Here is an 18,303-nt window from a genome sequence, read left to right on the forward strand (position 1 = left end):
GAACGGGCTTGGGGACCGACCGCGCGTGCTGTTTTGGCCGTGACCGGACCGCCACCATCGGTGAGTTCGACCTGACCCTCTGACCTGCTGTACAGTCTGATCTCGCAGCCAGCCGAAAGGCCGAAGCGAAAAACCTGGTCCTGTGGAGCAGTTTGGAGTGCTCGCCACCCTGTCAAGGTGGAGGCCGCGGGTTCAAATCCCGTCAGGACCGCAGTAACGAAAGCCCGGATCCTCTGGATCCGGGCTTTCGCGTGTTCGGCCGCAAGTTCGGCCGCCCCGACCGGGCAGGCGTCCGTGGTGGCGCCGCCACCCCCGGCGTACCTTCCGCGTCCCGGACCCGTCGTGCTCCGGGAGCCCTCCGCGCCCTCCGCGCCCGGCGCGCTCCACGTGGCCTCGGTACGGGTCCGTGGTCCCGCGATTCTGTGCGCGCGCCCCTGTGGCTCGTTCTGCGGCCCGCGACGGGCCGCCGTGCCGGATTCCGCCCCGAACCGCCGAACGCGGCCGCAGGGGCCCGGAGCGGGCCTTCCGCGCGTCAAGGACGAAAGTCCTGCGGGTCGGTGACCTATGGCTCCTCGATCCGCCTCCTCGTGGTGGCAGGCTCGTACACGACAGGGGCTCTAGCCGTGTGACGCGAGTCACTCAATGAGTTTTGCGGAGGGTGGACCTTACACCCGTCCTACAACTGGCGAATTTAATATGTGCAATTGCACCGCCTGGGCAAGGGTGCCCGGAGAACATCCCCGGCGGCCCTTCCCGGCCTCCTTGATCGAGCCGGAACACTCCCGAACAGACTCGCTCAAGCCTGCACTCGATCCGTTCGAAAACCGGGCGCACGGTTTGCTGTGGCGGCCCTGAAGGCCCTTCGGCGGACGCTCCGGCGCCCGGGGTGTCCGGTGACCGTGCGGGCACAAAAAAGATCGCGCTGGACCCGGCGGAGTCCAGCGCGATCGAACGACGCACCCGTATTTCACAGGTATGGCGCCCGTTGGGGCAGGCGCCCGTCATGTGGAGCTATGGGTGGGCCCGTACGAGTTGGGGGACTCGGAGGGCCCGGATGTAGCGGCGTGGCAGGGGGTGTGTCAGGCCTCGCTGCGCTGCTGCGGGATACCCGCAAGCAGTGCGCGGACCTCTGCCTCGCGGTACCGGCGGTGTCCACCGAGCGTGCGGATGGACGTGAGCTTGCCGGCCTTGGCCCAACGGGTAACCGTCTTCGGGTCCACGCGGAACATCGTGGCAACCTCAGCCGGGGTCAGCAGCGGCTCGGCATCAGGGGTGCGAGCGGTCATGAGCGGCCTCCTCGGGAGAACCGAACCATCTCGGTTCTTTCCTCTAAATTCTGCACCTTGACCCGCGTTGCCCGAAATGGCGGACGCGGGCCGAGTCGGTTATAGGACGAACGGCTTGTCCTCGGCACTACAACTACACCATCCGTCCAGCCACGTCGGCCAAACCGATGGAATTGCCCTCCCAGGTGTTCATCAGCGACGGAAGCCGATGGACCATGCCATAGCGGACAGTCACCCCGCAGTGACGATCAGTCACAGAGCGATCAGGAGCCATCAGACCCCCCATAGCGTGCAATGCAGAGCATTCCGCCCTTAGTTGGACGGAGAGAACCCACCCCGGGGTCCTTGTCCTATTTTGGCATGAGGGGTGGGGAACGGCGCAAGAGCCCATTTAGTGCCGTCCATCACGCTTGAGCCAAAGGCCCGGTTCAGGACGTAGGTCCTGCGGTCGCAGAAGTGTGATTCTGCCTCTTCAGCCTCACTGATCACAGTGAACACGTCGACACCTGCGGATGTCGGCCCGTCCACAGCCCGGCAGGGGCCCATTCGGTTGCCCGCCCGCGGCCGCCCATGGGCCGCCCACGGCCCGGGCGAGGCCGCTCCGGGCCGCTCGTCCGGCGCCCGTCAGTTCGCGAACTGACGGTCCCTCACCGCGCGCCAGCGCTCGGCCAGCCGCCCGTACGCCTCGCTCGCCGCCTCGGCGTCCCCGGCCCGCAGCGCCGCGATGCCCTCCGCCACGTCGGCCGCCGACCGGTCCGCGGCGAGGTGCTCCGCCGGGAGCGCGTGCACCAGGCCGCCGTAGTCCAGCTCGACCAGCGCCCGCGGATGGAACTCCTCCAGCCAGCGCCCCACGTCGACGAGCCCTTCGGTCAGCGGGCCCTCCGCCATCGACTCCCGCAGCGCCTTCAGCCCGCGGGCCAGCCGACGGCGGGCCTGCACCATCGGCGTCCGGTACCGCAGCACCGGCACCGCGCCGTCCCCGCCCGCCGTGTGCTCCCGTTCCTCGTCGGAGAAGAGCACGAACCACCGCACCGGCACCTGCCACAGCGCGGTACGGATCCACGGCCGGGCGTCCGGATTCCGCTCCGCCCACCGCTCGTGGTCCGCCATCGCCTGCCCGCGCACCACCGGCGGCAGCACCGTGTCGAGCACCGGCGCGGGGAACAGCTCGGCCAGCCCCTCCATCGCCAGCCAGCCGCGCAGCCGGGTCCGCCACGGGCAGACGCACACCACCCCGTCGACCTCCGCGACGAACGCGTCCCCGCTCTCGTGCGCCGGCACGACGGCGGGCGGGGTGGCCGCCAAGTCGGCCAGCGAACGGCGCAGTTCGTCCTGGGCCGTGGGCGTCCCTGGCCGCACCGCGTACCGCGCCCAGTGCGCCCGCTCGGGTTCCGGGAAGGCGGCCAGCGGCTCGTACACCCGGAGATAGGCCGCATAGGGGACGAGTACCGAAGACACCACCGACATGCAGCAGATCGTGTCACGCGCGTACTCCGCAGGGGGGTGATCCCGGGCACCACGGCCGAACCGCGTCCCCGCAGGACATACGCTCGTGCCCGGTCGGACCGGCCGTGCGCCGGCCCGACCGCGGCCCTCCCCACCTTCAGGAGGGTCGTCGCCGCTTCGTACTTGGGAGTCACCACAGTGACCGATGTGACCGGCGCGCCCGTCGACGTTCTGCAGACCCTGTTCCACTCGGAGCAGGGGGGCCACGAACAAGTCGTGCTCTGCCAGGACCGGGCCAGCGGGCTCAAAGCCGTCATCGCCCTCCATTCCACCGCCCTGGGCCCGGCCCTCGGCGGCACCCGTTTCTACCCGTACGCCTCCGAGGCGGAGGCCGTCGCGGACGCGCTGAACCTCGCGCGCGGCATGTCGTACAAGAACGCCCTGGCCGGGCTCGACCACGGTGGCGGCAAGGCCGTCATCATCGGCGACCCCGAGCGGATCAAGTCGGAGGAGCTGCTGCTGGCCTACGGCCGGTTCGTGGCCTCGCTCGGCGGGCGTTACGTGACGGCCTGCGACGTCGGCACGTACGTCACCGACATGGACGTGGTCGCCCGCGAGTGCCGCTGGACCACCGGCCGCTCGCCGGAGAACGGCGGCGCCGGCGACTCCTCGGTGCTCACCTCCTACGGGGTCTTCCAGGGCATGCGGGCCTCCGCCCAGCACCTCTGGGGCGACCCGACGCTGCGTGGCCGAAAAGTGGGGGTCGCCGGCGTCGGCAAGGTCGGGCACCACCTGGTCGAGCACCTGCTCTCGGACGGAGCGGAGGTCGTGATCACCGACGTCCGCGAGGAGTCCGTGCGCCGGATCACCGAGCGCCACCCCGAGGTCGCGGTCGCCGCCGACACCGACGCGCTGATCCGCACCGAGGGCCTCGACATCTACGCCCCGTGCGCACTGGGCGGCGCGCTGAACGACGAGACCATCCCGGTGCTCACCGCGAAGGTGGTGTGCGGCGCGGCCAACAACCAGCTCGCGCACCCCGGCGTGGAGAAGGACCTCGCCGACCGGTCGATCCTGTACGCGCCCGACTACGTGGTGAACGCGGGCGGGGTCATCCAGGTCGCCGACGAACTGCACGGCTTCGACTTCGACCGGTGCCGCGCCAAGGCGTCGAAGATCTACGACACCACGCTGGCGATATTCGCACGTGCGAAGGAGGACGGCATCCCGCCGGCCGAGGCGGCCGACCGGATCGCCGAGCAGCGGATGGCCGAGGCCCGCCGCCGCTGACGGTGCCGGACGCGTCACCCCGCGTCCGCACCGCATGTCGCGACACGATCGCGACACCCTCCGTGACACCTGTGGTCCACCGACCCGCCGGCCGGCGAGAGAAGACTCACGCCGGTCGGCGGGTCGTATGCCAAGAAGAGGTTAAAATCGCAGTTGACCAGCGAGGACGGGGCTCCTCGCGGGTCTGCTTCCGGGGCGCGTGATGCGGGCGGCGTACCGTATGGCCACGGAAGCAGGTACCGTTGAAGCCCTACGGGCGCGGTCTCTCAGCCGAGAGTCCGTGCTGAAACATGAACGCGTGTCAAGACTCTGGGGCCGTCGAGCCCCGTCACCGAGGGGGTCGAGCCATGGGGCGCGGCCGGGCAAAGGCCAAGCAGACCAAGGTCGCCCGCCAGCTGAAGTACAGCACCGGCGGGACTGACCTGTCGCGTCTGGCCAATGAGCTGGGCGCATCACCTTCTAGTCAGCCACCGAACGCGGAGCCGTTCGAGGACGACGAAGAGGATGACCCGTACGCACAGTACGCGGATCTGTACAACGACGACGAGGACGAGGACGAGGACGACAAGTCCGGTCCGTCGTCACAGCGCCGCGGCGCTTGACCTCGCGCTGACACATCAACCCGGTCCGGGCCTGTCCCGGACCGGGTTCTGTGTTGCTCCGGTCCGGGGCGGGTGAACGGTTTCCGCCGTCCCCCGGCCGCCGGGGCCTGTCGGCCGTACGGCGGTCGGGGGAGCGGTGGGGACATCGGGGGTTCGGGCAGCTCAGGGGCCTAGCGGGCGTACCCGCCGACGAGCTCGGCGCCCGAGGTGTGCTCCCCGCGCGCGACGATCTCGCCCGCGACCCAGGAGTCGACCCCGCGGTCGGCCAGCGTGGTGAGGGCGGCGTCCACGGAGTCGGCGGGGACGATCGCGATCATGCCGACGCCCATGTTCAGCGTCTTCTCCAGTTCCAGCTGCTCGACCTGTCCGGTGCGGCCGACCAGGTCGAAGACCGCGCCGGGCGTCCAGGTGGAGCGGTCGACCCGGGCGTGCAGACCGTCCGGGATGACCCGGGCCAGGTTGTTGGCCAGGCCGCCGCCGGTGACGTGGCTGAAGCCGTGCACCTCGGTGGTGCGGGTGAGCGCCAGGCAGTCCAGCGAGTAGATCCGGGTGGGCTCCAGCAGCTCCTCGCCCAGAGTGCGGCCGAACTCCTCGACCTGGCGGTCCAGCGACCAGCCGGCCCGGTCGAAGACCACGTGCCGGACCAGCGAGTACCCGTTGGAGTGAAGTCCGGAGGACGCCATGGCGATCACCACGTCACCCTCGCGGATACGGTCCGGGCCCAGCAGCCGGTCGGCCTCGACCACGCCCGTACCGGCACCGGCGACGTCGAAGTCGTCCGGGCCGAGGAGGCCGGGGTGCTCGGCCGTCTCGCCGCCGACCAGGGAGCAGCCCGCGAGGACGCAGCCCTCGGCGATGCCCTTGACGATCGACGCGACCCGCTCGGGGTGCACCTTGCCGACGCAGATGTAGTCGGTCATGAAGAGCGGTTCGGCGCCGCAGACGACCAGGTCGTCGACGACCATGCCGACGAGGTCGTGGCCGATAGTGTCGTACACGCCCATCTTGCGGGCGAGGTCGACCTTGGTGCCGACGCCGTCGGTGGCGGAGGCGAGCAGCGGGCGCTCGTAGCGCTTGAGCGCCGAGGCGTCGAAGAGGCCGGCGAAGCCGCCGAGGCCGCCGAGGCCCGCGACCTCGGGACGCTGCGTCTTCTTCACCCACTCCTTCATCAGCTCGACGGCGCGGTCGCCGGCCTCGATGTCGACGCCCGCTGCCGCGTAGGAAGCACCTGTTGTCTCAGACATGGCCTGGGATCTTTCGTGTGGAGATACGGGGCTGGTGGCCGGGGGGGTACGGCGGAGCCGTCACGGGCGGCGCAGCGCGTCGGACGCCGCGGTCGCCGCCGGGCCTGCCGCCAGCTCGGTCTCCAGCAGTTGCTTGCCGAGCAGCTCGGGGTCGGGGAGCTCCATCGGGTACTCGCCGTCGAAGCAGGCGCGGCAGAGGTCCGGCTTGGCGATCGTCGTCGCCTCGACCATGGCGTCGAGCGAGATGTACGCGAGCGAGTCGGCCCCCATCGACGTGCCGATCTCCTCGACGGACATGCCGTTGGCGATCAGCTCGGCGCGGGTCGCGAAGTCGATCCCGAAGAAGCAGGGCCACTTGACCGGCGGGGAGGAGATCCGGATGTGGATCTCGGCGGCACCGGCCTCGCGGAGCATCCGGACCAGCGCGCGCTGGGTGTTGCCGCGGACGATCGAGTCGTCGACGACCACCAGGCGCTTGCCCTTGATGACCTCGCGCAGCGGGTTGAGCTTGAGGCGGATGCCCAGCTGCCGGATGGTCTGGGACGGCTGGATGAAGGTGCGGCCGACGTAGGCGTTCTTCACCAGTCCGGCGCCGAACGGGATGCCGCTGGCCTCCGCGTATCCGATGGCGGCGGGCGTGCCGGACTCCGGCGTCGCTATCACCAGGTCGGCCTCGACCGGGGCCTCGGCGGCGAGCCTGCGGCCCATCTCCACCCGGGAGAGGTAGACGTTGCGCCCGGCGATGTCGGTGTCGGGGCGGGCCAGGTAGACGTACTCGAAGACGCAGCCCTTCGGCTTCGCTTCCGCGAATCGCGAGGTGCGCAGGCCGTTCTCGTCGATGGCGACGAGCTCGCCCGGCTCGATCTCGCGGACGAAACTGGCGCCGCAGATGTCGAGGGCGGCGGACTCGGAGGCCACCACCCAGCCGCGCTCCAGCCGGCCGAGGACCAGCGGGCGGATGCCCTGCGGGTCACGGGCGGCGTAGAGGGTGTGCTCGTCCATGAAGACGAGGGAGAAGGCGCCCCGCACATCGGGGAGCACCTTCGCGGCGGCCTGCTCGATGGTGAGCGGCTCACCGTCCTCCCCGGTCTGGCCGGCGAGCAGGGCGGTCACCAGATCGGTGTCGTTCGTCGCGGCGACCTGGGTGGCGCGGCCGTCCCTGCGGGGCAGCTCGGCGACCATCTCGGCGAGCTTGGCCGTATTGACCAGGTTGCCGTTGTGACCCAGGGCGATCGAGCCGTGCGCGGTGGCACGGAACGTCGGCTGCGCGTTCTCCCACACCGAGGCACCGGTGGTGGAGTAGCGGGCATGACCGACCGCAATATGGCCCTGGAGCGATCCCAGAGACGTTTCGTCGAAGACCTGCGAGACCAGTCCCATGTCCTTGAAGACCAGGATCTGCGACCCGTTGCTCACTGCGATGCCCGCGGACTCCTGTCCACGGTGCTGCAGGGCATACAGTCCGAAATAGGTGAGCTTGGCGACCTCTTCGCCCGGAGCCCAGACACCGAAGACGCCGCATGCGTCCTGGGGGCCTTTCTCTCCGGGGAGCAGGTCGTGGTTGAGTCGTCCATCACCACGAGGCACGCCACCGAGTGTAGGCGAGATCGACCACTGGTCCGAATTCGGGACAGCGGGCCGGACCACCGTGGAAGCGGTCCGGGCGGCGGCCCCGCCCCCCTTCCGATCGGTCACTCCGCGTGACATTGGGTGGGTCGTGGGAGGGGGGCTGATCGGGCCACGGAGCGGTGAGCGCCCGGATCAGGGCCCGGTTACCGTCGAGTTCCGGCCACCCTGCTTTCGGCGTCGGCGGGCCGGGGTGGTGGCGCTCGGTGAGGCGTCCGGGGGTCCGGCGCGCGGGCCGACCGAACGCGCGTTTCGTGGCGAGCCTCACACCGCGAGGCCCGGGCCGAGGGGCTCAGGGAGCGGGGGTGGCGGCGGGTTTCCCGGCCGTGGCGGTGAACGCCCCGCCGTCCGCCGCGGTGAGGGTGAGGGTGCGCGGACCGGTCCGGTACGTCGTTCGCCCGTCCAGGATCGTCATCAGGGTGCGCTCCAGTTCCATCCGGGGGTCGGGGCACATCATCTTGGTGCCTTCCAGCGGGCCCAAGGTGATGGTGGAGCCGCTGATCCTCGCGGTGCCGCGGACCGCGTTGCAGCCCAGGGTGCCGCGGACGGAGCCGTCCTCGCCGAAGGTCAGCCGGGCCTCCCCCTCCGCACCCGGGGGCAGGGGCCGGTGCGGGGCGTCCGGGCCGGTCTTCAGGGACGCCACGGTCCAGGTGGTGCCGGTGAGCGGGGTGGCGGGTGAGGAGGACGGGGCGACGGCGTCGGCCGCTCCGGCGCCGTCGGTCCGCTCGGTTCCGCAGGCGGTGAGGGTGAGCAGGGCGAGGGAGGCGAGAGCGGCCGCGGCCGTTCCCGGGGGCGGGGTTGTTCGGCGGGTGCGCATGGCGCTGGGACGGCGCGGCCCGTGCGCCGGTTCCCCCGGGCCTTCGCTCAGCCCATCAGGGGCAGCAGCGCGGCGAGGTCGGCCCGCTCCCCGCTGGCGTCGACCTTCGCCCCGTCGAGGGCCCGCGCCCACTCCGTACGCCCGGTGGCGAGCCGGATCCAGGTGAGCGGGTCGGTCTCGACGACGTTGGGCGGGGTGCCGCGGGTGTGCCGGGGGCCCGGTACGCACTGGACGACCGCGAACGGCGGCACGCGCACCTCGACGGAGCCGCCGGGCGCCTTCTGCGCGAGGGCGTCGGCGAGCAGTCGCGTACAGGCGGCGAGCGCCTGCCGGTCGTACGGGATGTCGAGCCCGGTCGCCTCGTTCAGGTCGTCGGTGTGCACGACCAGCTCGACGGTGCGGGTGACGAGGAAGTCGGCCAGCCGCATCGCCCCGACCCGCGTCGGCAGCAGCCGTTCGCCGTCGGCCCCGGGCGCCACCTCGTCGAACCGCTCCGCGGTCCGCGCGTACAGCGCCTCCAGGTCGGGGTGGTCCCGGGCGAGCTTCTTGGTGTCGTCGGCGATGCCGGCCGCCAGGTCCGCGGTGGCCAACGGCCACTCGACGAGCGCCAGGACCGGGGTCCCCGCGGCGGGTTCCGGCAGCTCCAGGGAGCGCGGGACGGCCGAGACCGCCAGCGCGAGGTGGGCGGCCAGATCGCGCACGGTCCAGTCGCCGAGCCGGGTGGGCCGGCCGAGCTGCTCGGGCGTCAGCGTGCGTACGGCTTCCCGTACCTGGGCGAACTGGGCGAGGACCGCAGCGTGGGTCCTGGCCGGGTCGTAGCGGCGGGCGCGTTTCCGGGGCGGCTGCATGACCGGGAGCTTAGGGCGTGTCCGGGGGATCGGGGTGTGCTCGGCGGAATATGGCCGAGGTCATCAGGCCGCAGGGGTCCGGGGTCGCAGGGCTACGGGGTCCGGGCGTCCTCGTGCTCCGGAGGCCGGACCGCGAAGTCGGCCAGACCGGCGGCGAGCAGGCCGAAACCGCGCTCGGCCAGCGCCACGGCGTCCGGCGCGATCGCGTCCGCCGGCTCGCCCGCGAGCAGCCGGACCTGGTTCGCGTGGATGAGGCTGTTGCGGGTGGCGATCAGCTGGGCGGCCGCGATCCGGGCGATGTGCGGCTCCTCCCCCTCCTCGACCAGGGCTTCGGCGAGCAGGTCGAAGGAGCGCATGGAGAACGCGTGCGCCCGGGTGAGCAGCGCCGGGGTCTCCACGATCAGCCGGCGCACACTGAGCGGCACCGGCGCGTCACTCATCCCGATCGAGGGATCGCGGGCAGCCACCCCGGCCAGGAACTGCCCGAGCACGGCCGCCAGGGCGGACTGGCCGGGGGCCCGTTCCCGGACCACGCGCGCGACATCGCCGACATGCTCCGCCAGAGGGGAGAGGACCAGGTCCTCCTTGCTGGCGAAGTAGTTGAAGACGGTCATCTTCGAGACTTCGGCCGCTTCCGCGATCTCGGCGACCGAGACGTTGTCGAAGCCGCGCTCGGTGAAGAGTTCGCCGGCCGCGGCCAGCAGGCGGTGCCGCGTCTGGAGCTTCTTGCGCTCCCGCAGGCTCATCCCCTCGGTCATGGCAGTACTGTACCAGGATGAATCTTGATCCAAGCTAAATTCTTGACTCACTATATTTTCTTGGGTCATGGTGGTGCCCTGCCACGGCGGCGCCGCGCCGCCCCGAGGGGGGAATCCGTCATGCCCGCATCCGGACCAACCGTCATGACCAACCGTCAACGCACCATCGGGTTCGTACTCTGCGTCGCCACGATCCTGCTGGCCGTGCTCGACACGAACATCGTCTCGGCGGCGACCGTGCCGATCGTCAGGGACCTCGACCCGGTGCACGGCATCGACAAGATCCCCTGGCTGATCGCCGCCTACCAGCTCGCCGCGACCGCGGCGCTGCCGCTGTACGGGAAACTCTGCGACGTACTCGGTGCCAAACAGGTCTTCATCGGGGCCGTCGCCTCCTTCCTCGCCGGGTCGGCGCTGTGCGGAATGGCCGGCTCCATGGGCTGGCTGATCGCCGCCCGAGCGCTCCAGGGCGTCGGCGGCGGCGGACTGATGAGCGTCACCATGGTCGTGCTGCGGGAGCTCAAGGACCCCGCGAAGGAGGACGGCGGCAGCGGCGGCAAGGGCGGCAGCATCGGCGGGATCGTCGCGGGGGCGGGGATGGCGCTCGGGCCGTGGCTCGGCGGGACCCTCGCCGACCATGCCGACTGGCGGTGGATCTTCTACGTCAACCTGCCGGTCGGCCTCGTCGTCCTGGCCGCGGCGGTCCGGGTGCTGAAGCTGCCCGCGCGGACCACCCGCCGGGCGATCGACTTCCTGGGCGCCGGACTGGCGGCGGTCTTCTCCACCATGCTGCTGCTGGTCACCGAGTGGGGAGGCAAGGAGTACGCCTGGACGTCCCCGCAGGTCGTCGGCCTCGTCCTGGCGTCCGTCGCCGCGCTCGCCCTCTTCGTACGCCGCCAGGCCATCGCCGCCGAACCGGTGCTGCCGCTCGGCCTGTTCAGGATCCGCGGCATCCGGTACGGCTTCGCCGTCCAGGGGCTGGTCGGCGCGGCCATGATGGGCTCGATGGTCTACGTGATGATCTACCTCCAGGTCGTCCGGGGGATCGCCGCCTCGTCGGCCGGGCTCTACCTGGTCCCGATGGCCATCGGCATGGCGGGCATCGGGCTGCTCTCCGACCGGCTCACCACGGCCGGCTGGTCGCAGAAGGCCTTCGTCGTCAGCGGCACCGTCAGCGCCTCCGCCGCCCTGGCGCTGCTCGCCACGCTCTCCGTGGACACCAGCCTCTGGACGGTCCGCGCCGCGCTGCTGCTGATGGGCATCGGCTTCGGACAGCTCGTGGGACAGCTGATCCAGCTGGTCCAGGACATCGCCCCCGCCGAGCAGCTGGGCGTGGCCACCACCGGCGTCCGGTTCTTCCAGACCCTCGGCGGCGCGCTCGGCGCCGCGCTCTTCGGCACCGTACTCAGCAGGGTCTACGCGGCCCACGGACCCGGCGGCATGACCAGCGGCATCGGCCGGCTGACCGGCGACGCCCGCCGCCAGGCGCTGGACGCCTTCGTCACCTCGACCAACGTGGTCTTCTGGACCGCCACCGGACTGATGCTCCTGGCGGCCGTACTGGCGACCCGGCTGCCGTCCCACCAGGACCACCAGGACCAGGAGAACCAGAAGAAGGACCAGCAGGCGCTCGTGTCCGTGCCGCTCCACCGCTGAACGGCCGTACGCGTACGGCCCCGCCCGGAGAGGGGCGGGGCCGTAGCCGTCAGGGACGGAGGCGGATCAGGCGAGCAGACCCGGGATGGTCTCCTCGTGCGCGGTGCGCAGCTCGCTCAGCGGGATGCCGAACTCGCCCTGGACCTCGATCTCCTCGCCGTCCACGACACCGATCCGGGTGACGGGCAGACCCCGCGCCCCGCACATGTCGTTGAACCGCAGCTCCTCGCTCCGCGGCACCGAGACGACCGCGCGCCCCGCCGACTCGGAGAAGAGGAAGGTGAACGCGGACAGCCCGTCCGGCACGACCAGCCGGGCACCCTTCCCGCCGCGCAGGCAGGACTCGGTGACCGCCTGGATCAGACCGCCGTCGGAGAGGTCGTGCGCCGCGTCGATCATGCCGTCGCGGGAGGCCGAGATCAGGATCTCGGCGAGCAGCTTCTCGCGGGCCAGGTCCACCTTGGGCGGCATGCCGCCGAGGTGTCCGTGGATCACCTCGGACCAGGCCGAGCCGCCGAACTCCTCGTGCGTGTCGCCCAGCAGGTAGAGGAGCTGGCCCTCCTGCGCGAAGGCGACCGGCGTCCGCCGCGTGACGTCGTCGATCACACCGAGCACGGCCACGACCGGCGTCGGGTGGATCGCCGTCTCACCGGTCTGGTTGTACAGCGAGACGTTGCCGCCGGTGACCGGCGTCCCCAGCTCCAGGCAGCCGTCCGCCAGACCCCGGGTGGCCTCGGCGAACTGCCACATCACGTCCGGGTCCTCCGGCGAACCGAAGTTCAGGCAGTCCGAGATCGCGAGCGGCTTCGCGCCGGAGGCGGCGACGTTGCGGTACGACTCCGCCAGCGCGAGCTGCGCGCCGGTGTACGGGTCGAGCTTGGCGTACCGGCCGTTGCCGTCGGTCGCCATGGCCACGCCCAGGTTCGACTCCTCGTCGATCCGGACCATGCCGGCGTCCTCGGGCATCGCGAGCACGGTGTTGCCCTGCACGAACCGGTCGTACTGGTCGGTGATCCAGGACTTCGACGCCTGGTTCGGGGAGGAGACCAGCCTGAGGACCTGCTCGCGCAGCTCCGCGCCGTTCGCCGGACGGGCCAGCCTGCCCGCGTCGTCGGCCTGGAGCGCGTCCTGCCACGAGGGGCGGGCGAACGGGCGGTGGTACGTCGGGCCCTCGTGGGCGACGGACCGCGGCGGTACGTCCACGATCTGCTCGCCGTGCCAGAAGATCTCCAGCTGGGAGCCCTCGGTCACCTCACCGATGACGGTGGCGATGACGTCCCACTTCTCGCAGATCTCCAGGAAGCGGTCCACGTGCTGCGGCTCGACGATCGCGCACATGCGCTCCTGCGACTCGCTCATGAGGATCTCCTCGGGCGAGAGCGAGGAGTCGCGCAGCGGCACGGTGTCCAGCTCGACGCGCATGCCGCCGGAACCGGCCGACGCCAGCTCGGACGTGGCGCAGGAGAGCCCGGCGCCGCCGAGGTCCTGGATGCCCGCGACGAGCTTCTCCTTGAAGATCTCCAGGGTGCACTCGATGAGGAGCTTCTCCTGGAACGGGTCGCCGACCTGGACGGCGGGGCGCTTGGCCGGACCGGTCGACTCGAAGGTCTCCGAGGCCAGCACGGAGACGCCGCCGATGCCGTCGCCACCGGTGCGGGCGCCGTAGAGGATCACCTTGTTGCCGGGGCCGGACGCCTTGGCCAGGTGGATGTCCTCGTGCTTCATCACGCCGATGCAGCCGGCGTTGACGAGCGGGTTGCCCTGGTAGCAGGCGTCGAAGACGACCTCGCCGCCGATGTTCGGCAGGCCCAGGCAGTTGCCGTAACCGCCGATGCCCGCGACGACACCGGGCAGGACGCGCTTGGTGTCGGGGTGGTCGGCCGCGCCGAACCGCAGCGGGTCGACGACCGCGACCGGGCGGGCACCCATGGCGAGGATATCGCGGACGATGCCGCCGACGCCGGTGGCCGCGCCCTGGTAGGGCTCGATGTACGAGGGGTGGTTGTGCGACTCTACCTTGAAGGTGACCGCGTACCCCTGGCCGACGTCGACCACACCGGCGTTCTCGCCGATGCCGACGAGCATCGCGTCGTTGGCGGGGACCTTCTCGCCGAACTGCTTGAGGTGGACCTTGCTGCTCTTGTAGGAGCAGTGCTCGGACCACATCACGGAGTACATGGCGAGCTCGGCGCCGGTGGGACGGCGGCCCAGGATCTCGCGGATCCGGGCGTACTCGTCCTCCTTGAGGCCGAGCTCCTTCCAGGGCTGCTCGGTGTCCGGGGTCTCGGCCGCGTGCTTGACCGTATCCAGGCTCATGCGTTGACCAGCTTCTTGATGATCGAGGTGAAGAACCCGAGGCCGTCGGTGCGGCCGGTTCCGATCAGCGGCTCGACGGCGTGCTCCGGGTGCGGCATCAGGCCGACGACATTGCCCGCGGCGTTGGTGATGCCGGCGATGTCGCGCAGCGAGCCGTTCGGGTTCATGTCCAGGTAGCGGAAGGCGACGCGGCCCTCCGCCTCCAGCTCGTCGAGCACGCGCTCGTCGGCGACGTACCGCCCGTCCATGTTCTTGAGCGGTACGGAGATCTCCTGGCCCGGGGCGTAGTCCGAGGTCCAGGCCGTCCCCGCGTTCTCGACGCGCAGCTTCTGGTCGCGGCAGATGAAGTGCAGGTGGTTGTTGCGCAGCATCGCGCCGGGCAGCAGATGCGCCTCGGTCAGGATCTGGAAGCCGTTGCAGATGCCGAGGACCGGCATGCCCGCCTTCGCCTGCTCGATGACGGTCTCCATGACCGGCGAGAAGCGGGAGATGGCACCGGCCCGCAGGTAGTCGCCGTAGGAGAAGCCGCCCGCCAGGATGACCGCGTCGACCTGGTGCAGGTCCTTGTCGCGGTGCCACAGCGACACCGGCTCGGCGCCCGCGACCCGTACGGCCCTCAGGCTGTCCTTGTCGTCGAGCGTGCCGGGAAAGGTGACGACTCCGATACGAGCAGTCACTTCGACTCCTCGGCCTTCTCCACCTTCACGGTGAAGTCCTCGATGACGGTGTTGGCGAGGAAAGTCTCGGCCATCTCGTGAATACGGCTGAGGGCGGCATCATCGACCGGCCCCTCGACCTCCAGCTCGAAACGCTTTCCCTGACGTACGTCCGCGATTCCCTCGAAGCCGAGACGGGGCAGTGCGCGCTGCACCGCCTGTCCCTGCGGGTCGAGGATCTCGGGCTTGAGCATGACGTCGACTACGACGCGTGCCACTGGCACTCCCGGTGGTGGTGTGGTGCGGCTGTTTCTCCGGGGGGTTCCCCAGACCCCCGCAGGTCCCCTCAGCCTACCTGCCCAGAAATTCTACGCGGGTAGATATGGATGGCCGCAGAAGCGGTCGCAGAAGGAGCCGCGGAACGAGTCGTAGATCACGTGTGGATATCGGATGCGACAACAGCCGGGGAAAGTCCTGCAAAAAGAATCTCCACCGGTGTTGCGCGGAAGCCGCTGGTAGGCATGGAAGGCGACCCGTATGCGAGGTGTGTATACGAGGTGCGTATACGAGGTATGCATGAGCGGGTATGCAGGGACAGCGTATGCATACGGGGCTGACACGCGCAGGTAATTTGCGTGGGCTTCCAATGCGGTGCCCGCCGCTGTACAAATGATTACCGGGGAATGCAGCATTGCCCTAAACGGTCGGCAGCCCGCCGGCCCCGTATCCGCCTACCAGCCGGAAGGCCGGCATCGGCGCACGCAGGACGGTGCCGATACCGTAGGAAAGGACCGATATCCGTGGCTCAGCGCGTAGTGGTCACGCTCTCCGACGACATCGACGGGGGAGCCGCGGCGGAAACGGTCTCCTTCGCCCTGGACGGGAAGTCGTACGAGATCGACCTCAATCCCGCCAATGCGAAGAAACTGCGCAAGGTCCTCGCGCCGTACGTGGCGGCGGGGCGCAAGCAGTCGAACGCCGGCAAGCACGGCAAGGTCCCCGCGTCCTACCGGCACACCTCGCTCGCCCCCGACCCGGCGGCCGTGCGCGCCTGGGCCCGGTCCCACCGGATGGAGGTCCCGGCCCGCGGCCGCATCCCCAAGAAGGTCTACGAGGCGTTCCGCGAGGCGAGCTGACCGGCCGTCGGTGCCGGGGCCCCGCGCGGAGCCCCGGCACCGACGCCCGTCGCCCGGGCTTCCGGCCGGTCGCCGGGGCGTGTCCGGGTGGGGCATCGGGGCGTTTCGGGGGCCTCGCGGGCACCGACTTGCGTTGCACCCCCGCTGATCGGCTAAAGTCTGGATCACGCCGAGGGGCAAGGCCGCAAAGCCAAACCTCACGGAGCGTGCGGGTGTAGTTCAGTAGTAGAACATCTCCCTTCCAGGGGGAAGGCGCAGTGTGCGATTCCTGTCACCCGCTCCGCATCGCTCTTATCGACCACTCCGGTGGATCGGGTAGAGTGATGCACGTGCCGCACAACAGTTCTCCTTTCGGGGAGTACAATGAGCGGCAAGTAATGCGGACGTGGCTCAGTTGGTAGAGCATCACCTTGCCAAGGTGAGGGTCGCGAGTTCGAATCTCGTCGTCCGCTCTTGAACGAAGCGAAGGCCCTGGCTGATATCAGTCAGGGCCTTCGTCGTATTGCGGTGCGGGTCGCCGTCCCGCCGGTAATCCGCACGACTCGTGACGATCGACGGCGGCCGCGCTCTGGCGGCGGCCTCTGCCTCTGTCGGCACCGCGGTGTTCTCTGTCCACCACGCCGCCGAGAAGCGACTGGTGGAACCGCGACAGCTCGGCGGCATCGGCACAGTCCAACACCGCACATTGCGGCTTCGTGATCACAAGGGCGGCGTCCCACCGTTCTTCTTCCCGTGGCTGTGCCGCTCGTCACATGACGTTTGTCATGGGGAGTGATGACAGTTCGCACTGATCCCGGCGGTGGTCCGGCGGAAGTCTGTGGGCATGACCAGCGACCGGAAATCTGTGGGCACGACCGACAAGAATCCAGGCGACCCCGTGATCGAGGCGGACGGCGTGCGGCGGCGCTACGGCGGCGACTTCGAGGCGGTGTCCGGCGTCTCCTTCTCGGTGGCGCGCGGCGAGCTCTTCGCGCTGCTCGGGACGAACGGCGCGGGGAAGACCTCCACCGTCGAGCTGCTGGAGGGGCTGGCCGTGCCCGATGCCGGTGCGGTGCGGGTGCTGGGCCACGACCCGTTCCGCGAGCGGGCCGCCGTCCGGCCGCGGATAGGGGTGATGCTCCAGGAGGGCGGCTTCCCGTCCGACCTGACGGTCACCGAGACGGTCCGGATGTGGGCGGGCTGCACCAGCGGCGCGCGTCCGGTCGCCGAGGCGCTGGGGCTGGTCGGGCTCGGCCACCGGGCCCGGGTGCGGGTCAAACAGCTCTCCGGTGGCGAGCGGCGCCGCCTCGATCTGGCGCTGGCCCTGCTGGGGCGGCCCGAGGTGCTGTTCCTGGACGAGCCGACCACCGGGCTCGACGCCGAGGGCCGGCGCGACACCTGGGAGCTGGTGCGCGAGCTGCGCGAGGGCGGCACGACGGTGCTCCTCACCACGCACTACCTGGAGGAGGCCGAGTCGCTCGCCGACGGGCTGGCGATCATGCACCGGGGCCGTGTCGTGACGGCGGGCACCCCGGCCGAGGTGACGGCCGCCCGCCCCGCCCGCATCCGGTTCCGGCTCCCGGACGGAGTGCCGGCGGCGCGACTGCCGCTGGGGCTGCGGGCCGCCGCGGAGGGCGGCCGGATCGAGATCCGTACCCAGCGCCTCCAGGAGTCGTTGGACGAACTGCTGACCTGGGCCCGGGAGTCGGACGTGCGGCTGCTCGGCCTCGACGCCAGGTCGGCCTCGCTCGAAGAAGCATTCCTCGACATCGCGCAGAGCGCGTCGCAGCCCGAAGAGGTGACCGCGTCATGACGACCCTGACCAACGCACCGGACAGCGCCCCGTCCGTACCCGTCGCGACGGCCGCACCGGCGACGACGCTCCGGGGGCGGCTGGCCGCCCTGGGGCGGGCCGAGGCCGCCCTGCTCGCCCGGAACAGGACGGCGATCCTCGTCTCCCTGCTGATGCCCGCCGCCATGGTCCTGGCGATGAAGTCGGCGATGAAGGAGTCCGTCCTCGACGGGACGGGGCTGAGCGTCGTCGGGGCGGCCCTCACCGGCGGCATCGGCATCGTGCTGCTGCAGGCCGTCTACATGAACCTGGTCTCGGCCTACGTGGCCCGGCGCGAGGACCTGGTCCTGAAGCGGCTGCGCACCGGCGAGGTCACGGACCGGGAGATCCTCGTCGGTACGGCCCTGCCCTCGGCCGCGCTCGCCCTGGCGCAGACGGCGGTGATCGTGGCGGCCGGGACGGCCTTCTTCGGCCTCGCCGCGCCCCGGCGGCCCGAGCTGCTCCTGGCGGGACTGCTGCTGGGCGTCGTGCTGCTGGCGGCGCTGGCCGCGCTCACCTCCGCGGTGACCCGCACCGTCCAGACCTCGCAGCTGACCACCCTCCCGCTGTTCTTCATATCGATGATGGGGTCGGGGCTCTTCGTCCCGCTGGACGTCCTGCCCGACCGGATGGCGGCGGTCTGTGAACTCCTGCCGTTGACCGGAGCGATGACGCTCGTCCGAACCGGGTGGCTCGGTGGGGCCGACGGCTCCGAAGCGCTGATGGCCGCCGGGACCGGGCTGGCCTGGACCGTGATCGCCGTGTTTGCTGTGCGACACCGGTTCCGCTGGGAACCGCGGCGCTGAGAAGGG

General features: G+C 70.6%; 17 protein-coding genes and 3 tRNA genes. 10 read left to right on the forward strand and 10 right to left on the reverse strand.

Annotated elements, in window-relative coordinates:
- Positions 1-136: 136 nt before the first annotated feature.
- Positions 137-211 (forward strand) — tRNA-Asp (locus tag ACF08W_RS31930).
- A gap of 868 nt (positions 212-1,079) precedes the next feature.
- Here ACF08W_RS31930 and bldC read toward each other — a convergent pair.
- Positions 1,080-1,286, reverse strand: a complete 207-nt coding sequence (bldC, locus tag ACF08W_RS31935; RefSeq protein ID WP_003949541.1) for a developmental transcriptional regulator BldC — start codon at positions 1,284-1,286, stop codon at positions 1,080-1,082.
- 624 nt (positions 1,287-1,910) lie between these two features.
- Entirely contained in the window at positions 1,911-2,753 is an 843-nt protein-coding gene (locus tag ACF08W_RS31940) for a hypothetical protein (protein WP_385216827.1), read from the reverse strand.
- Between the two features lie 177 nt (positions 2,754-2,930).
- Between ACF08W_RS31940 and ACF08W_RS31945 the strand changes: the two genes are divergently transcribed.
- Together ACF08W_RS31945 and ACF08W_RS31950 are read left to right on the forward strand one after the other, a co-directional pair.
- Positions 2,931-4,022 carry a Leu/Phe/Val dehydrogenase gene (locus ACF08W_RS31945; protein ID WP_392281440.1) on the forward strand — a complete coding sequence of 364 codons (1,092 nt, stop codon included), beginning with the start codon at positions 2,931-2,933 and terminating at the stop codon, positions 4,020-4,022.
- A gap of 347 nt (positions 4,023-4,369) precedes the next feature.
- Complete coding sequence (locus ACF08W_RS31950; RefSeq protein WP_148837076.1) at positions 4,370-4,624, forward strand: DUF3073 domain-containing protein; 255 nt, start codon at positions 4,370-4,372, stop codon at positions 4,622-4,624.
- 170 nt (positions 4,625-4,794) lie between these two features.
- Here the strand turns inward: ACF08W_RS31950 and purM are convergent, their stop codons facing one another.
- The 5 genes from purM to ACF08W_RS31975 form a co-directional block, all read right to left on the reverse strand.
- On the reverse strand, positions 4,795-5,868 hold the full coding sequence (purM, locus tag ACF08W_RS31955) for a phosphoribosylformylglycinamidine cyclo-ligase (protein ID WP_352279783.1): 1,074 nt from the start codon (positions 5,866-5,868) through the stop codon (positions 4,795-4,797).
- 60 nt (positions 5,869-5,928) lie between these two features.
- Positions 5,929-7,455, reverse strand: a complete 1,527-nt coding sequence (purF, locus tag ACF08W_RS31960; protein ID WP_392281441.1) for an amidophosphoribosyltransferase — start codon at positions 7,453-7,455, stop codon at positions 5,929-5,931.
- Between the two features lie 331 nt (positions 7,456-7,786).
- The gene (locus tag ACF08W_RS31965; RefSeq protein WP_392281442.1) at positions 7,787-8,311 is read right to left on the reverse strand and encodes an META domain-containing protein; all 525 of its coding nucleotides are present in this window, start codon (positions 8,309-8,311) and stop codon (positions 7,787-7,789) included.
- Between the two features lie 47 nt (positions 8,312-8,358).
- Positions 8,359-9,159, reverse strand: a complete 801-nt coding sequence (locus ACF08W_RS31970; protein WP_392281443.1) for a sterol carrier family protein — start codon at positions 9,157-9,159, stop codon at positions 8,359-8,361.
- A 92-nt stretch (positions 9,160-9,251) separates the two neighbouring features.
- The gene (locus ACF08W_RS31975; RefSeq protein WP_392281444.1) at positions 9,252-9,917 is read right to left on the reverse strand and encodes a TetR/AcrR family transcriptional regulator; all 666 of its coding nucleotides are present in this window, start codon (positions 9,915-9,917) and stop codon (positions 9,252-9,254) included.
- A gap of 144 nt (positions 9,918-10,061) precedes the next feature.
- Between ACF08W_RS31975 and ACF08W_RS31980 the strand changes: the two genes are divergently transcribed.
- Positions 10,062-11,573 carry an MFS transporter gene (locus ACF08W_RS31980; RefSeq protein ID WP_392281445.1) on the forward strand — a complete coding sequence of 504 codons (1,512 nt, stop codon included), beginning with the start codon at positions 10,062-10,064 and terminating at the stop codon, positions 11,571-11,573.
- 66 nt (positions 11,574-11,639) lie between these two features.
- On the opposite strand, the gene purL is transcribed toward ACF08W_RS31980, so the two are convergent.
- From purL to purS, 3 genes are read right to left on the reverse strand one after another with little or no spacing between them, the layout of a single operon-like run.
- Positions 11,640-13,889 (reverse strand): phosphoribosylformylglycinamidine synthase subunit PurL, encoded by a 2,250-nt coding sequence (gene purL, locus ACF08W_RS31985; protein ID WP_392281446.1) that lies wholly within the window; start codon positions 13,887-13,889, stop codon positions 11,640-11,642.
- Entirely contained in the window at positions 13,886-14,566 is a 681-nt protein-coding gene (gene purQ, locus ACF08W_RS31990) for a phosphoribosylformylglycinamidine synthase subunit PurQ (protein ID WP_352279793.1), read from the reverse strand. The genes purL and purQ overlap by 4 nt, the downstream gene beginning before the upstream one ends.
- A complete protein-coding gene (gene purS, locus ACF08W_RS31995) occupies positions 14,563-14,823 on the reverse strand; it encodes a phosphoribosylformylglycinamidine synthase subunit PurS (RefSeq protein WP_176729353.1) in 261 nt (86 codons plus the stop codon). Before purS ends, purQ begins: the two co-directional genes overlap by 4 nt.
- Positions 14,824-15,345: 522 nt before the next feature.
- Here purS and ACF08W_RS32000 point away from each other — a divergent pair.
- The 6 genes from ACF08W_RS32000 to ACF08W_RS32025 all read left to right on the forward strand — a co-directional run bounded on the left by ACF08W_RS32000 (position 15,346) and on the right by ACF08W_RS32025 (position 18,297).
- Positions 15,346-15,681 carry an Lsr2 family protein gene (locus ACF08W_RS32000; RefSeq protein WP_352279795.1) on the forward strand — a complete coding sequence of 112 codons (336 nt, stop codon included), beginning with the start codon at positions 15,346-15,348 and terminating at the stop codon, positions 15,679-15,681.
- A gap of 208 nt (positions 15,682-15,889) precedes the next feature.
- A tRNA-Gly gene (locus ACF08W_RS32005) sits at positions 15,890-15,961 on the forward strand.
- Positions 15,962-16,060: 99 nt separating this feature from the next.
- Positions 16,061-16,133: transfer RNA gene (locus tag ACF08W_RS32010), tRNA-Gly, on the forward strand.
- Positions 16,134-16,289: 156 nt separating this feature from the next.
- Entirely contained in the window at positions 16,290-16,472 is a 183-nt protein-coding gene (locus tag ACF08W_RS32015) for a hypothetical protein (protein WP_392281464.1), read from the forward strand.
- Between the two features lie 32 nt (positions 16,473-16,504).
- Positions 16,505-17,473, forward strand: a complete 969-nt coding sequence (locus ACF08W_RS32020) for an ABC transporter ATP-binding protein (protein ID WP_392281447.1) — start codon at positions 16,505-16,507, stop codon at positions 17,471-17,473.
- Positions 17,470-18,297, forward strand: a complete 828-nt coding sequence (locus ACF08W_RS32025) for an ABC transporter permease (RefSeq protein ID WP_392281448.1) — start codon at positions 17,470-17,472, stop codon at positions 18,295-18,297. Before ACF08W_RS32020 ends, ACF08W_RS32025 begins: the two co-directional genes overlap by 4 nt.
- Positions 18,298-18,303: the final 6 nt, after the last annotated feature.

It is taken from the genome of Streptomyces sp. NPDC015144, assembly GCF_043079735.1.
Taxonomy (GTDB): Bacteria; Actinomycetota; Actinomycetes; order Streptomycetales; family Streptomycetaceae; genus Streptomyces.

Excerpts from the sequence above, each read along its gene's own strand:
- ACF08W_RS31950 (WP_148837076.1), top strand. The coding sequence starts at position 4,370 with ATGGGGCGCGGCCGGGCAAAGGCCAAGCAGACCAAGGTCGCCCGCCAG.
- ACF08W_RS32025 (WP_392281448.1), top strand. The coding sequence starts at position 17,470 with ATGACGACCCTGACCAACGCACCGGACAGCGCCCCGTCCGTACCCGTC.
- ACF08W_RS32020 (WP_392281447.1), top strand. The coding sequence starts at position 16,505 with ATGACCAGCGACCGGAAATCTGTGGGCACGACCGACAAGAATCCAGGC.
- ACF08W_RS31975 (WP_392281444.1), bottom strand. The coding sequence starts at position 9,917 with ATGACCGAGGGGATGAGCCTGCGGGAGCGCAAGAAGCTCCAGACGCGG.
- bldC (WP_003949541.1), bottom strand. The coding sequence starts at position 1,286 with ATGACCGCTCGCACCCCTGATGCCGAGCCGCTGCTGACCCCGGCTGAG.
- purL (WP_392281446.1), bottom strand. The coding sequence starts at position 13,889 with ATGAGCCTGGATACGGTCAAGCACGCGGCCGAGACCCCGGACACCGAG.
- ACF08W_RS31970 (WP_392281443.1), bottom strand. The coding sequence starts at position 9,159 with ATGCAGCCGCCCCGGAAACGCGCCCGCCGCTACGACCCGGCCAGGACC.
- ACF08W_RS31980 (WP_392281445.1), top strand. The coding sequence starts at position 10,062 with ATGACCAACCGTCAACGCACCATCGGGTTCGTACTCTGCGTCGCCACG.
- ACF08W_RS31940 (WP_385216827.1), bottom strand. The coding sequence starts at position 2,753 with ATGTCGGTGGTGTCTTCGGTACTCGTCCCCTATGCGGCCTATCTCCGG.
- ACF08W_RS31965 (WP_392281442.1), bottom strand. The coding sequence starts at position 8,311 with ATGCGCACCCGCCGAACAACCCCGCCCCCGGGAACGGCCGCGGCCGCT.
- purM (WP_352279783.1), bottom strand. The coding sequence starts at position 5,868 with ATGTCTGAGACAACAGGTGCTTCCTACGCGGCAGCGGGCGTCGACATC.